Consider the following 16332-nt stretch of genomic DNA (forward strand, 5'->3'; position numbering starts at 1 on the left):
CGATGAGCTCCCTCGGACTCGTGGCGGGGTACGCCGCCGACAGCGTGCTGGGCGATCCGTCCCGGTGGCACCCGGTCGCGGGCTTCGGCCGGACGGCCGCCGCGCTCGAGCGATTGACGTACGCCGACCGGCGGCTCGAGGGCGTGGTGCACGTGGCCATCCTCGTCGGTGCCGCAAGCCTGCTCGGCGTACGCCGCACCGGGGTGGTCGCCACGGCCCTCGCGACGTGGACGGTGCTCGGTGGCCGCAGCCTCGACCGCGAGGCCGCCGCGGTGCAGGCGCACCTCGACGCGGGAGACCTGCCCGCGGCCCGACGGCGGCTGACGCACCTCGTCGGCCGTGACACCGCGCGGCTCGACGAGGCCGCGGTGGCCCGCGCGGTCGTGGAGTCGCTCGCCGAGAACACCTCCGACGCCGTGGTCGCGCCGCTCGTGTGGGGCGCGGTCGCGGGCGTGCCGGGCCTGCTCGGCCACCGTGCGGCCAACACCCTCGACGCGATGATCGGCCACCGCAGCCCGCGCTACGAGCGGTTCGGCTGGGCGGCGGCCCGCCTCGACGACCTGCTCAACCTGCCCGGTTCGCGCCTCACCGCGGCGCTCGCGGTGGTGCTCGGCGACGACCACCGCGGCGCGTGGTCGACGTGGCGCCGCGACGGCGCCGGTCACCCGAGCCCGAACGCCGGGCCGGTCGAGGCGGCGTTCGCGGGCGCCCTCGGCGTCCGCCTCGGCGGCCTCAACGTCTACGCCGGGCGGGTCGACGACCGGTGCGCGCTCGGCGACGGACGTGCCCCGGATCGTCACGACGTCATCCGCGCGCGGCGCCTGGCGCGCCGGATCGGGATCGGCGCCCTGGTCGTGACCGCACCCATCGCAGTGCGTCGTCGACGTCGCTGACCGTCGGCACACCGGCCGGCGCGGGCGGCCGCCGCACCACCACGACGGGGATGCCGAGGCCCGCGGCCGCCTGCACCTTCGGCCAGGTGTGCACGCCGCCGGAGTCCTTCGTCACGAGCACGTCGGTGGCGTGCCCCTGCATCAGTGCCACCTCGTCCTCGAGGGCGTAGGGGCCGCGGTCGCGCAGCACCTCCCACGACGACGGCAGCGTCGTCTCGGGCTCGTCGACGACCCGGACGAGCGCCTCCCGGTCGGCCAGCGGACCGACGAAGCGATCCAGTGCCTGGCGGCCGATCGTCAGGAACGGCCGCGTCCCGAGCGCCGCCGCCGCTGCGGCCGCCGCGTCGTGGTCGCCGACCCAGCACCAGTCTCCGGTCCAGCCCGGCCGCTGCAGCCGCAGCAGGGGCACGTCGACGCACGCCTCGGCCGCGTGCGCCGAGATCCGGGCGGCGAAGGGGTGGGTGGCGTCGACGACCGCGTCGAAGTCCCGGGCGTACGCCGCCAGCCCGGCCACCCCGCCGAACCCGCCGATCCGGACGCCCCCGACGGGCAGTCGCGGCTCGCCGACCCGGCCCGCGAGCGAGGTCGTGACGTCGACCCCGAGGTCGACCAGCGTGGCCGCGAGGGACCGCGCCTCCGCCGTACCTCCCAGCACCAGCACCCTCACCGCCGGTCCCCCGGTGGCAGCACCGCGAGCCCGCCGGGCGGGCCCGACGTGGCGAGGTCGAGCAGGGCGTCGACGTCGAGGTGCTGGTCGACGAGGTCGCCGAGGAGGTCGAGACGGCGCTCCCGCGCGGCCAGGAAGCTCACCCCAGACGGCGCCCACGCGTGCGCGGTCAGCCGCGCCGTCTCCGCGAGGAACGCCGCCCGGAAGTCGTCGTGCTCGAGGCATCCGTGCCACATCGTGCCGTAGACGTGGCCGTCCCGGACGCCGCCGAGGAACTCCTCGCCCGAGCCCGCCGTCACCCGGCCGTGGTGGATCTCGTAGCCGCCGACCCGCATGCCGAGGGCCTGCCCCCGCGGCAGCCGCAGCACCTTGTCGGCCGCGAACGTGGTCGTGACGTCCAGCAGCCCCAGCCCCGCGGCCGAGCCGCCCGCCGGCCCCTCCACACCCTCGGGGTCGAGCACCGAGCGTCCGAGCATCTGGAAGCCGCCGCAGATGCCGAGCACCGGGCGCCCCGCCGCCGCGTGCGCCAGCACTGCGCGGTCGAGGCCGCGCTCGCGCAGCCACGCGAGGTCGGCGAGCGTCGCGCGCGAGCCCGGGAGCACGACGAGGTCGGCGTCGCCGACCGATCGGCCGTCGGAGGCGTAGACCACGTCGACGCCCGGCTCGAGCCCCAGCGCGTCGATGTCGGTGAAGTTGCTGATCCGCGGCGACCGCACCACGACGACGCGCAACGGCGCCGGCCCGTCGAGCACCCGCCGGTCACCGACGTCGAGGGTGTCCTCGCTGTCGAGCCAGACGTCGCCGCTGAACGGCAGCACGCCGTACACCCGCCGGCCGGTGAGCGACTCGAGCTCCGCGAGGCCGGGGACGAGCAGCGACGCGTCGCCGCGGAACCGGTTGACCACGAAGCCCGCCACCAGCCGCTGGTCCTCCGGGGCCAGCAGCGCGACGCTGCCGAAGAGCGACGCGAAGACGCCGCCGCGGTCGATGTCGCCGACCAGCAGCGCCGCGAGCCCGCCGTGCTGCGCGAGACCGAGATTGACGTAGTCGCCGGACCGCAGGTTGATCTCGGTCGGGCTGCCGGCACCCTCTGCGACGACCACCTCGAACCGCGACGCGAGGTCGTCGAAGGCGTCGTACGCCGCGCGGGCCAGATGTGCCCGGCCGTCGATGAAGTCGCTCGCGGACACCTCGCCCGCAGGCTGCCCCATCACGAGGACGTGACTGCGGCGGTCGCTGCCCGGCTTGAGCAGCACCGGGTTCATCGCGACCTCCGGCGCGACCCCGGCTGCGAGCGCCTGCACCCATTGGGCGCGGCCGATCTCTCCGGTGGCGCCACCCGGCCCGACGACCACCATCGAGTTGTTGGACATGTTCTGCGCCTTGAACGGCGCGACCTTCACGCCCCGCCGCGCGAACGCCCGGCACAGTCCCGACGTGACGATGCTCTTGCCCGCGTCGGAGGTCGTGCCGGCGACCAGGAGCCCGGTCATCCGACGCCCAGCTTCCAGTCGGCCAGCACGCGGCAGTCGTGGTTGGCGTAGCGGTGCAGCGCGACCCGGTCGGCACGGCAGGCGGCGGGCACGACGTCGCCCAGTGCCGCGCGCACCGACTCCAGCGAGATGCCGGACGCCCGCTGGTCGAGCGTGAGGTGCGGGACCGGCTCGGCGAAGGCGCCGGCGTACGGCGGGCACTGCGGGAAGGACGCGACCAGTCGGCGGGTCAGCTCGCGGAACCCGTCGTCGGGGTCGGCCAGCAGGTGGATGATCCCGTCGGCGAACTCGTCCAGCCGCTCCAGCCGGAAGTCGAACGCGGCCAGGTCCGCGACGATCCCCGCGACCTCCGCGAGGTCGGTCGGGGACGGGTCGGTGAGGAAGGGGCCGAGCACCGTGATGTGCGCGTGCACGAACGCCGGGTCCGCGGAGAGGAGCGACGCGTCGTAGTGCTCGGTCCGCTCCCGCACGAACCCCTCCAGCTCCGGCACGGGCACGACCAGCACCGTGTGGGCGGGCGGGTGTGCCATCAGCCGGTCCGCCTCAGCAGGAAGATGTCCATCACCCATCCGGCGGCCTCCCGGAGCCGCTCGCGCGCGGCCTCGATCTCGGGCAGCACGTCGCCGACGCGGCCCACGGCCAGCTCCTCCGACGGAGTGCCGAGGTTGCCGCCCCACCAGATCGTCCAGTCGTCGAGACCGGGCAGCTCGATCACCCGGTTGAGCATGACGACGACGTTGTCCTGTCCCTGTTCGATCGCCTCCAGGAGGCGGCGACCGCTCGTGACGTGGAGGGGCTGACCGACCTCGTGGAGGACGATCCGGTGCCGCGCGGCCAGCAGCTGGATGCTCGAGATGCCGGGGACGACGTCGAGCGTGAGGTCGAGACGGCCGCGCTCCTGCAGCGACTGCAGGATGCGGATCGTCGAGTCGTAGAACGCCGGATCGCCCCACACCAGGAAGCCCGCGTCGCCCTCGCGCGAGACCAGGGCCTCGGCGAACGCCTCCTGGCGCGCCTCGTGCCACTGCGCCACGGCCGCGTCGTACTCCTCCTGCGTGGCCGTGCGGTCGGGGCGACGCTCGCGCTCGGGGTCGTCGACCCGGACGATCACCGGCGGGCGTTCGAGGTGCCGGTCCAGCAGCCGCTCCCGCGCGTTGACCAGCGGGTCGGGCATGCCCCCGCGCCCGGACTTGTCGGTGACGACGAAGTAGTCCACGGCGCGCAGCGCGCGCACGGCCTCGATCGTCACCTGGTCCGGGTCACCGGGGCCGACGCCGATCACGAGGACACGCTTGGCCGGTGGTTTCGAGACAGGCGCTAGCGCGCCTTCCTCAACCACCGTGGCATCGGTGGTTGAGGAGGGACGAAGGCCCGTCTCGAAACCACCCTCCGTGCTCACGAGCGATCCTCGAGGTCACCCTCGAGCTCGAGGTAGACGGCCTGCATGGCAGCAAGCGTCTCCGGGTCGGGCGACTCCCACAACCCACGGTCCGCGGCCTCGTGGAGCCGCTCGACGATGCCGCGGAGCGCCCACGGGTTGGAGCGTGCCATGAAGTCCCGGTTGGTGCCGTCGAGCACGTACTCCTGCGCGAGCGACTCGTACATCCAGTCGTGGACGACACCGGCGGTGGCGTCGAAGCCGAAGAGGTAGTCGACGGTGGCCGCCAGCTCGAAGGCTCCCTTGTAGCCGTGCCGCTGCATCGCCGCGATCCAGCGGGGGTTCACCACGCGGGCGCGGAACACCCGGTTGGTCTCCTCCTGCAGCGTCCGCGTGCGTACGGCGTCGGGGCTGGTGGAGTCGCCGACGTACGCGCTCGGAGCGGCGCCGGTCAGCGCGCGCACCGTGGCGACCATGCCGCCGTGGTACTGAAAGTAGTCGTCGCTGTCGGCGATGTCGTGCTCGCGGGTGTCGACGTTCTTGGCGGCCACCTTGATGCGACGGTAGTTGGCCCTCATGTCGTCCGCGGCCGGCGCCCCGTCGAGGTCGCGGCCGTAGGCGAACCCGCCCCACGCCGTGTAGACCTCGGCGAGGTCGGCGTCGTCACGCCAGCTGCCGGACTCGATCGCCTGGAGGATGCCCGCGCCGTACGACCCGGGCTTGCTGCCGAAGATGCGGGTCGTCGCCCGCCGCTCGTCGCCGTGCGCGGCCAGGTCGGCGCGGGTGTGGGCGCGCACGAAGTTCACGTCGTCGGGCTCGTCGAGTCCCGCCACCAGGCGGACGGCGTCGTCGAGCATCGCGACCACGTGGGGGAAGGCGTCGCGGAAGAAGCCCGAGATCCGCACGGTCACGTCGACGCGCGGCCGGCCCAGCTCGTCGAGCGGTACGACGCGCAGGTCGCTGACCCGCCGCGACGCCTCGTCCCACTCGGGCCGCACGCCCAGCAGCGCCAGTACCTCGGCGATGTCGTCGCCGGACGTGCGCATGGCGCTGGTGCCCCACACCGAGAGGCCCACCGACGACGGGTAGTCACCGGTCTCGTCGAGGTGGCGCTCCAGCAGCGACTCGGCCATCGCCTGACCGGTCTGCCAGGCCAGTCGCGACGGTACGGCGCGCGGGTCGACCGTGTAGAAGTTGCGCCCGGTCGGCAGCACGTTGACCAGTCCGCGCAGCGGCGAGCCCGACGGCCCGGCCGGCACGAAGCCGCCGTCGAGGGCGTGCAGCACGGCGTCCAGCTCGTCGGTCGTGCGTCGCAGCCGCGGCACGACCTGCTCCGCGGCGAAGCGCAGCACCCGCTGCACCTCCGGGTCGTCATGCAACTCGGGCGCGGCCTCCGGGTCCCACGACGCGCCCTCCATCCTCTGCACGAGCTCGCGCGCCTGCCGCTCGATGGCGTCGACCGCGGTGACCGACTCGCCGTCCTTGAGGCCGAGCGCCGACCGCAGCCCGGGTACGGCGTTCGCCTCTCCGCCCCACACCTGGGCGGCCCGGAGGATGGCGAGCACGAGGTCGACGCGCGCCTCGCCCGCGGGCGCCTGGCCGAGGACGTGCAGGCCGTCGCGGATCTGGGCGTCCTTGATCTCGCAGAGCCAGCCGTCGACGTGCAGCAGGAAGTCGTCGAAGTCCTCGTCTCCCGGGCGCTCGTCGAGGCCCAGGTCGCGGTGCATCTCGGCGGCGTGCATGAGCTGCCAGATCTCGCCACGGACCGCGGGCAGCTTTGCGGGGTCCATCGCCGCGATGTTCGCGTGCTCGTCGAGCAGCTGCTCGAGGCGGGCGATGTCGCCGTACGTCTCCGCGCGCGCCATCGGCGGCACCAGGTGGTCGACGATCGTGGCGTGGGCACGGCGCTTGGCCTGGGCACCCTCCCCCGGGTCGTTGACGAGGAAGGGGTAGACCAGCGGCAGGTTGCCGATCGCGGCGTCGGTCGCGCACTCCGCCGAGAGCGCGGCGTTCTTGCCGGGCAGCCACTCCATCGACCCGTGCTTGCCGAGGTGCACCACCGCGTGTGCCCGGAAGCCATGCTCCAACCAGCGGTACGCCGCCAGGTAGTGGTGCGACGGGGCGAGGTCGGGGTCGTGGTAGATCGCGACCGGGTTCTCCCCGAAGCCACGCGGCGGCTGGATCAGCAGCACCACGTTGCCCGCCCGGATCGTGGCCAGCACGATCGCGCCGGCGTCGTTGACGAAGAGCCGCCCGGGCGACGGCCCCCACGCGTCCACGATCTCGTCCATCAGCGCCCGCGGGACGTCTGCGGTCCAGGCGTCGTACTGCTCCTGGGTGATCCGCACGTGCGCGTCGGTGAGCTGGGCGTTGGTCAGCCACTCCTCGTCCTGGCCGCCCGCGGCGATGAGCGCGTGGATGAGCGCATCGCCGGCCTCGGTGTCGTCGTCGAGGTCAAGCATCGGCAGGTCGCCGACGTCGTAGCCCTCCTGCCGCATGCGGCGCAGCAGCCGTACCGCGCTGACCGGGGTGTCGAGCCCGACGGCGTTGCCGACGCGCGAGTGCTTGGTGGGGTACGCCGAGAGCATCAGGGCGATCCGCTTGTCGGCGTTGGGGACGTGTCGCAGACGCGCGTGGTTGACCGCGATGCCGGCCACGCGGTCGCAGCGCTCGGCGTCGGCGACGTAGCGCGGCAGCCCGTCCTCGTCGACCTCCTTGAACGAGAACGGCGCGGTGATGATCCGGCCGTCGAACTCCGGGATCGCGATCTGGGTCGCCGAGTCGAGCGGCGTCACCCCGTCGTCGGAGGCCTCCCACTCCTCGCGGCTGGTCGTGAGGCAGAGCCCCTGCAGCACCGGGATGTCGAGCGCGCGCAGACGTGCGACGTCCCATGCCTCGTCGTCTTCCCCGGCGCTCGCGCCTGCCGGCCTGCTGCCGCCGGCGGCGAGGACGGTGACGACGAGCGCGTCCAGGGTGCCGAGCGCGTCGTAGAGCTCGTCGGGCGCGGCGCGCAGGCTGCCGGCGAAGACGGGTACGCCGACCGCCTCGCCGGTCGCGTCGATCGCGTCCACCAGCGCGTGCGCGAAGCCGGCGTTGCCGCTGATTTCGTGGGCGCGGTAGTAGAGCACGCCGACGCGCGGCTGCTCGGTGGTTGAGGAAGGCGCCCCGGCGCCTGTCTCGAAACCACCAGCCCGCGGCGAGATCCCCCAGGCGGGCACCACCGCCGGCGGCGCGAAGCCCTCGCCGGTGAGCAGCACGGTGTCGGAGAGGAAGGCGTGCAGCTGGCCGAGGTTGGCCGGTCCGCCCTCGGCGAGGTAGCGGTGCGCCGGCGCGGCGACGCCGACCGGGACGGTGGAGAGCTCCATGAGCTCGGCGCTCGGCTGGGCCTCGCCTCCGAGCACGACGACCGGGCGGCCGCCGGCGAAGAGCTGGCCGCGCCACGCTTCGAGGTCGTGCGGCGACCCGAGGAGCCGTACGACGACGAGCGCGGCGTCGCGCAGGTCCGGGATCCCCCGCGTCGGGTTCGCCCAGACCCAGTCGGCTCCGGACGCCCGGGCGGAGAGCAGGTCGGTGTCGGAGGTGGACAGCAGCGCCAGCTTCACGGTTTCTCCTCGGGGTTCTCGCCCCTGTTCGGCGGAGGTCCCGTGGCCAGTGTCTGGCTTCGGCCGTCCCTCCTCCGAGGAGTGGCCTCACAGTGGCGGAACCGCCCCGGACTCGCACCGGGTTCCTGCTCCACGAGACGTGACGGGAGCCAGCCTAGTGCGCGCCGCCCGGGCCCGCGCACCCGTCCCGGGCGGTCACTCGCAGTTCTGGGCGAGCTCGGCGCGGCACTTGTCGTTGCCGCCGCCGCCGAGCGCCCCGTCGAGTCCCCGCTGCCCGATCAGCACGTCGCGGGCGCCGCCCCCCTTGAGGAGGTCACCTCCGCGACCGCCGAAGATCCGGTCGCGGCCGCCCTTCCCGCTCAGCGTGTTGCGGCCGTCGTCGCCGACGATGACGTCCGGACCGGAGGTGCCGATGACGTTCTCGATGTCTCTCGCCCGGACCCTGGTGGCCGCGAACCGGACCGAGCTCTTCTTCAGGTGGACCTTCGCGCGCTGACCACGGACGGCGATCGTGTCCCGGCCGTCGCCGCCGTCGACCGACAGGTCGCAGGTCGGGCAGCGGTGGCTGGTCGTCCCGTCGGTGGGCGCACTGACGGTGAGCAGGTCGCGGCCGACGCCGCCGACGAGATCGAACACCGGGTCTCCCTCGACGGTCGCCGACTCCCACGGCGGCTGCAACGGGTCGGCCGCTCCGATGTAGATCGTCGCGGCGACGGTGTCCCTGCCGTCATCACCGCGGGCGGTGCCGCGCTGCCGCTGCTCGATGAGGTCGTTCCCCGGTCCGCCGTCGGTCGTGCCGCCCGTGTGCCAGATCGCGTCGTTCCCGGCGCCTCCGACGACGGTCCCCCCGACCGTGACGATCGCGTCGTTGCCGTCGCCCCCGTCGACGGACACGGGGTTCCCGCAGACCAGGTCGTTGCCGGCGCCGGCGTTCACGGTGACATCGGCGAAGCCCCAGGCGATGATCACGTCGTCGCCGTCCGTGCCCGTGATCGTCTGCCCCGGCGCCGACGCCACGATCGTCGGGGCGTGGGCCCGGCAGGTGCTCGTGTCGGCGGCCGACGATGGTGCGACCGAGCCGACCCCGGCCGTCGTCAGCAGCGTCGCGAACGCGGCCAGGCCGACGGCCCGGCGCCGGGAGCGGGATGAGGTCATGTCAGGAGAGCGTGCCATCACCGTCCACCGTTACACGGCAGCCTCGCCGGGCCGGCAGGGTCAGCGCCCCGACCACGCGGCCCACAGCTCGGCGTACATCCCCCGCACGGCGACCAGGTCGTCGTGCGACCCGCGCTCGACCACCCGGCCGGCGTCCATCACGACGATCTCGTGGGCGTCGACCGCCTGGGTGAGGCGGTGCGCGATGGTGAGCGACGTGCGGCGAGCGGTGACCGCGTCGGCGGCACGCTCCAGCGACCGTGCACCCGCCGAACCGGCCTCGGCGGTGGCCTCGTCGAGCACCACGACGACGGGGTCGGCGAGCAGCACCCGCGCCAGCGCCACCTGCTGCGCCAGCGCCGGCGTCAGCGTGCGAGCACCGTCGCCGACGACGGTCGAGAGCCCGTCCGGCAGCGCCTCCACCGCCGAGCGGGCGCCGACCGCGTCGAGCGCGGCGAGCAGCGCGGTGTCCGGGGCCGACGGGGCGGCGAGGGTGAGGTTGTCGCGCACCGTGCCCGCGAAGACGTGCACCTCCTGGCTCACGATCGCCACCGGGGGCCGCCCGTCCCCGTCCACCCGCGCCAGCGGCACCCCGCCCAGCGACACCGATCCCCGGGTCGGAGCGAGCCGTCCGGCGATCGCCGCACCCAGCGTCGTCTTGCCGGCGCCCGACGCGCCCACGACCGCGACCCGGTGCCCGGGCGCCACGTCGAGGGAGACCGAGTCGACGGCCGGCCGGTCCGCGACGTACTCGTGGTGGAGGTCGCGTACGACGAGCCGTCCGTCCGCCGGGCGCTCCGGACCGTGGACCGGCACCGGCGCCGGCAACTGGGCGAGCCCGACCAGCCGGACCAGCGAGGCGCCTGCCGACTGCACCGCGTCGAACAGGGCGAGGATCGCGCCGATCGGGTTGAAGAGCCGGTGGAAGAGCAGCGCCGCCGCCGTCACCGCGCCGACGGTGACCAACGACCGTGAGACGAGTGCGTACCCGGTGCCGAGGATCAGCAGCAGGCCGATCAGCTCGGCGCGGTTGTTGCGGCCGTAGAAGCGGGTCAGCAGCCGGAACACGTCGATCGACAGCTGCGCCGAGCGCCACGACGCGGCGGTGGTGAGCTCCTGGTGCTGCGCGCCGATGCCGTAGGCGCGCAGGGTGCGGCTGGCGTGGAGCCCGGTGACCAGCGCCTCGGCGCGCTCGCTGTTGGCCTCCCGCTCGCGGCGGTAGTAGGGGCCGGAGCGCGGCAGGTACCACCGCAGCGCCATCACGTAGAACGGCACGGCACCCAGTCCGGCCAGACCGAGCCGCCAGTCGAGCGCGAAGAGGCCGACGACCGTGAAGACCACGGCGACGACCGAGTTCACCAGGATCGGGATCACCTCGGTGAACGACTCCGTGATCAGGCGGACGTCGTCACCGACCCGCGACAGCAGGTCACCGGAGCCGCTCGCCTCGAGCTCGGCGGCCTCGAGCGAGAGCGCCCGCTCCAGGACGGTCTCGCGGAGGTCCGCCAGCGCCGGCTCCGCCGTGCGCGCGAGGAAGGCGACGGAGAGGTACGTCGCGAGCCCGCCGACCAGGGCGGCGCCGAGGATCCACAGCACGGCGGGGGTGATGTCGGCGGCCGGCCCGCCGTCGACGACCACGTCGACGATCCGGCCGAGCATCCACGGCGCGACCAGGCCGGCCAGGCCCTCGATCGCGAACATCAGCAGGCACAGGGCCAGCGCCCACGGTCGCTGACGCAGCAGGCGGCGCGACAGGGCGGCCGCCTCGCGGGCGGTCGAGACGGGGAGCCGGGTCACCGCAGCACCGCGGTCCGGTAGGCCTCGCCCTCGGCGAGCCGGGTGTGCGTGCCCACGGCCGCCACCCGGCCGCCCACCAGGTGCACGACCCGGTCGGCGCGCGCGAGGAGGGCGGGGCTGCTCGTGAGCACGAGCGTGGCGCCGTCGGGGCGGCGTACGGCGTCGATGCCCTCGGCGATGCGCTGCTCGGTCACGGCGTCGACGGCCGTGGTCGGGTCGTGCAGCACGAGCACCGACGGGTCCGCGGCCAGCGCCCGGGCCAGGCCGAGGCGCTGTCGCTGCCCGCCCGAGAGGGTGGTGCCGTTGACGGTGACGGGCTCGTCGGGGAGGTCGGTCGCCGACGACGCCGCCATCACGGTCGCGAAGCGGTCGTCGTCCAGGCGCGAGGCGTGGTCGACGTTCGAGCGCAGCGTGCCCTCGAAGAGGTCGACGTGGTGCTCGGCGACCACCAGCATCCGCTGCGCCTCCTCGATGCGCAGCTCCGTGAGCGGCGCGCCGCCGACCAGGACCCGGCCCGCCCCGGGGACCGCCTCGCCGCGCAGGAGGTGCATCAGCGCGCCGGCGTCGGCGGGGTCCTCGGCCACGACCGCCACCGTCTCCCCCGGGCCGACCTCGAGCGAGACCGAGCGCAGCGTCCCGTCGGTGACCTCGTCGAGCACAAGGGACGCGACGCCGGACGACGTCCGCTCGCCGACCTCGACCAGCGGCGGCGCCCCGAAGAGGTCGACGAGCCGGCGTGCCGAGGCGCGGGAGCGGGCCAGCTGCGCGACGAGGTAGGCGATCATCCCCATGGGCTCGGCCACGAACTGCGCGAGCCCCACCACCGACACGAGCTCGCCGATCGTCATGTCCCCCTCGACGGCCTGCCGACCCGCGACGAGGGCGACGACGGCCAGGAAGCCCACGCTCAGCGCGCTCGTGAGCCCGTAGAGCACGCCCTCGGACCGCGCGGCCCCGATGCTGGCGGCCATCGCGTCCCGGCTCTGCACCCGGTAGCGGCCGTGCGCGACCCGCTCGGCGCCGATGCCCTTGAGGGGGCGCAGGCCGCGCACCAGGTCGGTCGCGAGACCGGTGGCGCGGCCGATCGCCTCCTGGCGCTCGTGGGCGCGGTGGGCGAGCCGCGGCGCGAGCACCTGGGTGCAGACCAGCACGATCGGCACGCCGACCAGCACGACGACCGCGACCAGCGGATCGATGGTGGCCAGCACGACGGCACTGATCACCAGACCGGCGATCCCCGCCACCGTGAACGTGATCTGACGGATCACCGCCGCCACGCCCTCGGCGTCCCCGGTCGCCACGGCGAGGACGTCGCCGGGCAGACGGTCGAGCCGCGCTCCGCGCGGCGCGAGCACGTGGGCCGACACCTCGGTGCGGAGCAGGTGGCCCTCCTCCTGGAAGGCCCGGAACCCCACGCGCGAGCCGAAGCGATAGGCCAGGCTCAGCACCGCGAAATGCACGCACAGCACGACGCCCCACAGGACCAGCCGTTCGAGGTCCCCGGCGGCGATGGCGCGGTCGATGACGACGCCGATCAGGATCGGCACCGCGGCCTCGCAGACCTGCCACAGCGTGATCAGCGCGATCGCACCGAGGAGCCGGCGCCGCTGCCGGTGGAGGGTCCGCCGGATCAGCCCGCCCGGCGTCGCGGGCGGTTGCTCGGTGGTCACGCGCTCAGTATGAACGAGGTAAGGTCCCCCTTACTTCATGGGGTCGACGACGAAAGGAGCCCGGATGCCGACGTGGCACGGACAGGTCGAGAGCACTGAATGGCTGACGCCCGCGCTGGTGCGCGTGGTGCTCGGTGGTGACGGGCTCGGCGGCTTCGCGATGCCGGACGCGACGGACACCTACGTGAACGTCGCGATCCCGCCGTCGGGTGCGCCATACTCCGGCGCCTTCTCCCCTGCCGACGTCAAGGAGCAGCACGACCGCGAGCACTGGCCGGTGCGCCGGCGCTACACCGTCCGCAGCTGGGACGCCGCCACCGGACGCCTGACCCTCGACTTCGTCGTGCACGGTGACCACGGCGTCGGCGGCCCGTGGGCTGGGGGCACGCGCGTCGGCGACGTGCTCGTGTTCGAGGGCCCCGGCAGCGGCTACCGGCCGGACCCGGCCGCCGACTGGCACCTGCTCGTCGGCGACGAGTCGGCGCTGCCGGCGATCGCCGCCTCGCTCGAGGCGATCCCGGCCGGCACGGCCGCGGTGGTGCGCTTGGTCTGCGACGGCCCCGAGCACGAGATCGCGCTGCCCTGTCCGGGCGACCTCGACCTGGTGTGGCTGCACCGCACGGGAGCCGAGGACGACGTCGACCTGCTGCCCGACGCCGTCGCCGACCTGGTCTTCCCGACCGGCCGGGTGCACGCGTTCATCCACGGCGAGGCCGACGAGATCCGCGCGATCCGCCGGCACCTGCTCTCCGACCGCGGGCTCGACCGCGCGACGATGTCGTGCTCGCCGTACTGGCGGCGCACGATGACCGACGAGGCGTGGCGCGCCGTCAAGCGCGACTACGTGGCCGCGATGGACGCCGAGGTCGCCTGACCTCCCGACCTCAGTCGTAGACGACGACGCCGCGGATGTTCTTGCCGTCGCGCATGTCCTGGTAGCCCTGGTTGATCTCGTCGAGGGTGTAGGTCGAGGTCACCATCTCGTCGAGCTTGAGCCTGCCGTCCATGTAGAGGCTGAGCAGGCGCGGGATGTCGTAGCGGGGGTTGGCGTTGCCGAAGATGCAGCCGACGAGCTCCTTGCGCATCATCGACATCTCGAAGAGGTTCAGCTGGACGTCGGTCGCCATCATGTTGGCGACGGCGGTCACGACGCCGCGGCCGGCCTTCTTGACCAGGCTCATCATCGGTGCGACCAGGTCGCCGGTGGCCAGGCCGACGGCGAGGATCGCCTTGTCCGCCATGGCGCCCTGGGTCAGCTCGCTGATGAGCGGCTGCGCCTCCTCCATCGACGCCGCCGTGTGCGTCGCGCCGAGCGTGAGCGCCTTCTCGCGCTTCCACGCCACCGGGTCGATCGCGACGACGTGCCGCGCGCCGGCCATCGCCGCCCCCTGCACGGCGCTCATGCCGATGCCTCCGACGCCCACGACGGCCACCGTCTCGCCCGACTGCACGTCGGCGGCGTACGTCGCCGAGCCCCAGCCGGTGGTCACCCCGCAGCCGACGAGCGCTGCCTTGTCGAGCGGCACGCTCTTGTCGATCTTCACCGCGCTGTCGACGTTGACGACCGTGTAGGGCGAGAAGGTGCCGAGGCCGACCATGATCCCGAGGTCGCGTCCGTCCTTGGCGTGGTGACGGTAGGAGAAGTCGGAGAGCTGCATGCCGCTGAGCAGGAAGGCGCCGAGGTCGCACAGGTGCTGCTGGCCCGTCGAGCACGACGGGCACTTGCCGCAGGACGGGATGAAGCTGAAGACGACGTGGTCCCCGACCTCGAAGCCGACGGTGTCGGGACCGACCTCCTGCACGACGCCCGCGCCCTCGTGGCCACCGATGACCGGGAACTGCTTGAGGCCGAACGCCTCCGCCAGTTCGGGGTCCAGCACCATGTCGCCGGTGACCATGTGCTCGTCGGAGTGGCACAGGCCCGAGGCGGCCAGCTTGACGAGCAGCTCGCCTCTCCTGGGCGGGTCGAGCTCGATGTCCTCCACACTCCAGTCGGTGTGCGGCTCCCACAAGATGGCGGCGCGGGTCTTCATGCTGGCTCCTCGGGAAAGTAGAACGCGTTCTTGTTGCAGCAAGGTAGTCCCTCGTGTGGCGCGTGTCACGCGTTCCGAGTGCTGCCTCGCGGTCCACCTCCCGCGACACTCCGGCACGATGGCGCCATGACGGCGTACTGGGTCAGCACCTACGTGGAGATCACCGACGAGACCAAGCTGGCGGCGTACGCCGCGCTGGCCGGGCCGGCGCTCACCGGCGCCGGTGGCACGTTCCTGGCCCGCGGCCTGCCCGCGGGGGTCTACGAGGCCGGACAGCCGACCCGCACGGTGCTGATCGCGTTCGACTCGGTGGAGCAGGCCGTCGCCGCGCACGAGAGCCCGGCCTACCAGGAGGCGCTGGACGCCCTCGACGGCGGTGCGGTCCGCGACCTGCGCATCGTCCCGAGCGCCTCCTGAGCGACCCGCGGCACGAGGACGACCTGCGTCAGGCGACGAAGGCGATCTTGCTCTCGACGGCCGCCAGGATCTCCGGCGTGATGTCGGTGATGCCGTGCGCGCTGGCCGCGTGACCGGCGACGTCGGCCAGCATCGCTCCGCGGTCGCGGTTCTCGAAGCGGGCGGCGCAACCCGGCATGACGTCGCCACAAGCGAGCTTGAACATGATGTGTCCCCTTTGGTTCGACGGACCGTGAGCGGATCTCCGGTCCGAGGTCAGGTGTGGTGCGGGATCCGGATCCAGAGCACCGCGCTGGTGTCGTCCTGGTCGGCGCCGAGCGTGCCGCCGTGCGCGACCACCAGGGCTCGGGCGAGGTAGAGCCCGATGGTCACGCCCGTGCGGTCGTCGTTGAGGTCGAAGGGCTCGAAGAGCGCCCGCAGCACCTCGATGTCGATGGGGTCGGCGTCCCGCATCACCCGCAGCTCGACCCACGGTGCGACCACGTCGACCTCGAGCCGCAGGGAGCGCGGCCGGGGCTCCGACAGGCCCGCCGACCACAGGTCGCGCAGGGCGCGGCGGAAGAGCTCGGGATCGACGACCACCTCGAGGTGGGGACCCTGCCCACCGACGTCATCGAGGCCGTTGATGCCGGCCACGAGCTCGCCGACGGTGACCCGCCGGGGTTCGGGCCGCAGCAGCCCGAGCGACGCCGCCGCGAGCAGCTCGACGTCGATCACCCGCTCGGCGAGTCGCTCCAGCGAGGCGTGCAGCCGCTCCGTCGTGCGCTCGGCCGCCGCGGGAGGGACGTCGCCCTCGCGGAGCATCGCGACCCACCCTTGCGCCGTGGTGAGCGGAGTCCGCAGCTCATGGGCGAAGGCGGCCAGGAAGCGGTCGCGCTGCTGCGCCGCGTCGGCGGTCGGGCGGTTGGTCACCTGGGCCGTGCCGGCTTCGACGAAGGCCGCCACCCATCGGTGCACGAGCGCCGGGTCGACCGCCCAGCGCGCCGCGACCCCGGGCACGCTCTGCCCTCCGAGCACGTCCAGCACCGCGCGCACGCGGGGGTCCTGCTCGGCCGCTTCTCCGTCGCCCTCGACCAGTCTCGGCCTCCAGGCCGGACCGTCGGAGGGCGCACTCTGCTCGACGACCATCGACCTCCCTATCGGCAGCGCGGGATCTCGACCTGAGCGAAGTCGGCCCGCGGCGTCGTGCTGACCGGCATCGAGCCGGTGGGTGTCGGCGCCTCCTGA

At 73.7% G+C, this 16332-nt stretch carries 14 protein-coding genes and 1 riboswitch; of the genes, 3 read left to right on the forward strand and 11 right to left on the reverse strand.

Going from position 1 to position 16332, the window contains the following annotated elements; all coding sequences use genetic code 11:
- Positions 1-2: 2 nt before the first annotated feature.
- Positions 3-893 carry a cobalamin biosynthesis protein gene (locus PZ894_RS00420; protein WP_275741339.1) on the forward strand — a complete coding sequence of 297 codons (891 nt, stop codon included), beginning with the start codon at positions 3-5 and terminating at the stop codon, positions 891-893.
- On the opposite strand, the gene PZ894_RS00425 is transcribed toward PZ894_RS00420, so the two are convergent.
- The 8 genes from PZ894_RS00425 to PZ894_RS00460 form a co-directional block, all read right to left on the reverse strand.
- A complete protein-coding gene (locus tag PZ894_RS00425) occupies positions 805-1560 on the reverse strand; it encodes a cobalt-precorrin-6A reductase (protein WP_275741341.1) in 756 nt (251 codons plus the stop codon). The genes PZ894_RS00420 and PZ894_RS00425 overlap by 89 nt on opposite strands.
- Positions 1557-3053, reverse strand: a complete 1497-nt coding sequence (locus PZ894_RS00430; RefSeq protein ID WP_275741343.1) for a cobyric acid synthase — start codon at positions 3051-3053, stop codon at positions 1557-1559. Before PZ894_RS00430 ends, PZ894_RS00425 begins: the two co-directional genes overlap by 4 nt.
- The gene (locus tag PZ894_RS00435) at positions 3050-3583 is read right to left on the reverse strand and encodes a 2'-5' RNA ligase family protein (protein WP_275741345.1); all 534 of its coding nucleotides are present in this window, start codon (positions 3581-3583) and stop codon (positions 3050-3052) included. Before PZ894_RS00435 ends, PZ894_RS00430 begins: the two co-directional genes overlap by 4 nt.
- Positions 3583-4335: a precorrin-6A synthase (deacetylating) gene (gene cobF / locus PZ894_RS00440; RefSeq protein WP_275741347.1), complete on the reverse strand. Its 753-nt coding sequence runs from the start codon at positions 4333-4335 to the stop codon at positions 3583-3585. Before cobF ends, PZ894_RS00435 begins: the two co-directional genes overlap by 1 nt.
- Before the next feature lie 113 nt (positions 4336-4448).
- Positions 4449-8033 (reverse strand): cobaltochelatase subunit CobN, encoded by a 3585-nt coding sequence (locus PZ894_RS00445; RefSeq protein WP_275741349.1) that lies wholly within the window; start codon positions 8031-8033, stop codon positions 4449-4451.
- A gap of 43 nt (positions 8034-8076) precedes the next feature.
- A riboswitch (cobalamin riboswitch) is annotated at positions 8077-8185 on the reverse strand.
- A 43-nt stretch (positions 8186-8228) separates the two neighbouring features.
- A complete protein-coding gene (locus tag PZ894_RS00450) occupies positions 8229-9188 on the reverse strand; it encodes a calcium-binding protein (RefSeq protein WP_275741351.1) in 960 nt (319 codons plus the stop codon).
- A gap of 60 nt (positions 9189-9248) precedes the next feature.
- Positions 9249-10985, reverse strand: coding sequence for an ABC transporter ATP-binding protein (locus PZ894_RS00455; RefSeq protein ID WP_275741353.1), 1737 nt, complete (start codon positions 10983-10985; stop codon positions 9249-9251).
- Positions 10982-12655 carry an ABC transporter ATP-binding protein gene (locus tag PZ894_RS00460; protein ID WP_275741355.1) on the reverse strand — a complete coding sequence of 558 codons (1674 nt, stop codon included), beginning with the start codon at positions 12653-12655 and terminating at the stop codon, positions 10982-10984. The genes PZ894_RS00455 and PZ894_RS00460 overlap by 4 nt, the downstream gene beginning before the upstream one ends.
- A gap of 64 nt (positions 12656-12719) precedes the next feature.
- Here PZ894_RS00460 and PZ894_RS00465 point away from each other — a divergent pair, with 64 nt between their 5' ends.
- A complete protein-coding gene (locus PZ894_RS00465) occupies positions 12720-13529 on the forward strand; it encodes a siderophore-interacting protein (protein ID WP_275741357.1) in 810 nt (269 codons plus the stop codon).
- 10 nt (positions 13530-13539) lie between these two features.
- On the opposite strand, the gene PZ894_RS00470 is transcribed toward PZ894_RS00465, so the two are convergent.
- Positions 13540-14688, reverse strand: coding sequence for an NDMA-dependent alcohol dehydrogenase (locus PZ894_RS00470; protein ID WP_275741359.1), 1149 nt, complete (start codon positions 14686-14688; stop codon positions 13540-13542).
- Between the two features lie 126 nt (positions 14689-14814).
- On the opposite strand from PZ894_RS00470, the gene PZ894_RS00475 reads away from it, so the two are divergent.
- Positions 14815-15105, forward strand: coding sequence for a DUF1330 domain-containing protein (locus PZ894_RS00475; RefSeq protein ID WP_275741361.1), 291 nt, complete (start codon positions 14815-14817; stop codon positions 15103-15105).
- Positions 15106-15133: 28 nt separating this feature from the next.
- Here the strand turns inward: PZ894_RS00475 and PZ894_RS00480 are convergent, their stop codons facing one another.
- Positions 15134-15310, reverse strand: a complete 177-nt coding sequence (locus tag PZ894_RS00480) for a DUF1059 domain-containing protein (protein WP_275741363.1) — start codon at positions 15308-15310, stop codon at positions 15134-15136.
- 50 nt (positions 15311-15360) lie between these two features.
- On the reverse strand, positions 15361-16233 hold the full coding sequence (locus tag PZ894_RS00485; RefSeq protein WP_275741365.1) for a HAMP domain-containing sensor histidine kinase: 873 nt from the start codon (positions 16231-16233) through the stop codon (positions 15361-15363).
- Positions 16234-16332: the final 99 nt, after the last annotated feature.

The sequence above is a fragment of the Nocardioides sp. YIM 152315 genome (assembly GCF_029210375.1).
GTDB lineage: Bacteria > Actinomycetota > Actinomycetes > Propionibacteriales > Nocardioidaceae > Nocardioides.

Coding starts and splice junctions, on each gene's coding strand:
- PZ894_RS00435 (WP_275741345.1), bottom strand. CDS start 3,583: ATGGCACACCCGCCCGCCCACACGGTGCTGGTCGTGCCCGTGCCGGAG.
- PZ894_RS00485 (WP_275741365.1), bottom strand. CDS start 16,233: ATGGTCGTCGAGCAGAGTGCGCCCTCCGACGGTCCGGCCTGGAGGCCG.
- PZ894_RS00480 (WP_275741363.1), bottom strand. CDS start 15,310: ATGTTCAAGCTCGCTTGTGGCGACGTCATGCCGGGTTGCGCCGCCCGC.
- PZ894_RS00475 (WP_275741361.1), top strand. CDS start 14,815: ATGACGGCGTACTGGGTCAGCACCTACGTGGAGATCACCGACGAGACC.
- PZ894_RS00450 (WP_275741351.1), bottom strand. CDS start 9,188: ATGACCTCATCCCGCTCCCGGCGCCGGGCCGTCGGCCTGGCCGCGTTC.
- PZ894_RS00470 (WP_275741359.1), bottom strand. CDS start 14,688: ATGAAGACCCGCGCCGCCATCTTGTGGGAGCCGCACACCGACTGGAGT.
- PZ894_RS00420 (WP_275741339.1), top strand. CDS start 3: ATGAGCTCCCTCGGACTCGTGGCGGGGTACGCCGCCGACAGCGTGCTG.
- PZ894_RS00465 (WP_275741357.1), top strand. CDS start 12,720: ATGCCGACGTGGCACGGACAGGTCGAGAGCACTGAATGGCTGACGCCC.
- PZ894_RS00430 (WP_275741343.1), bottom strand. CDS start 3,053: ATGACCGGGCTCCTGGTCGCCGGCACGACCTCCGACGCGGGCAAGAGC.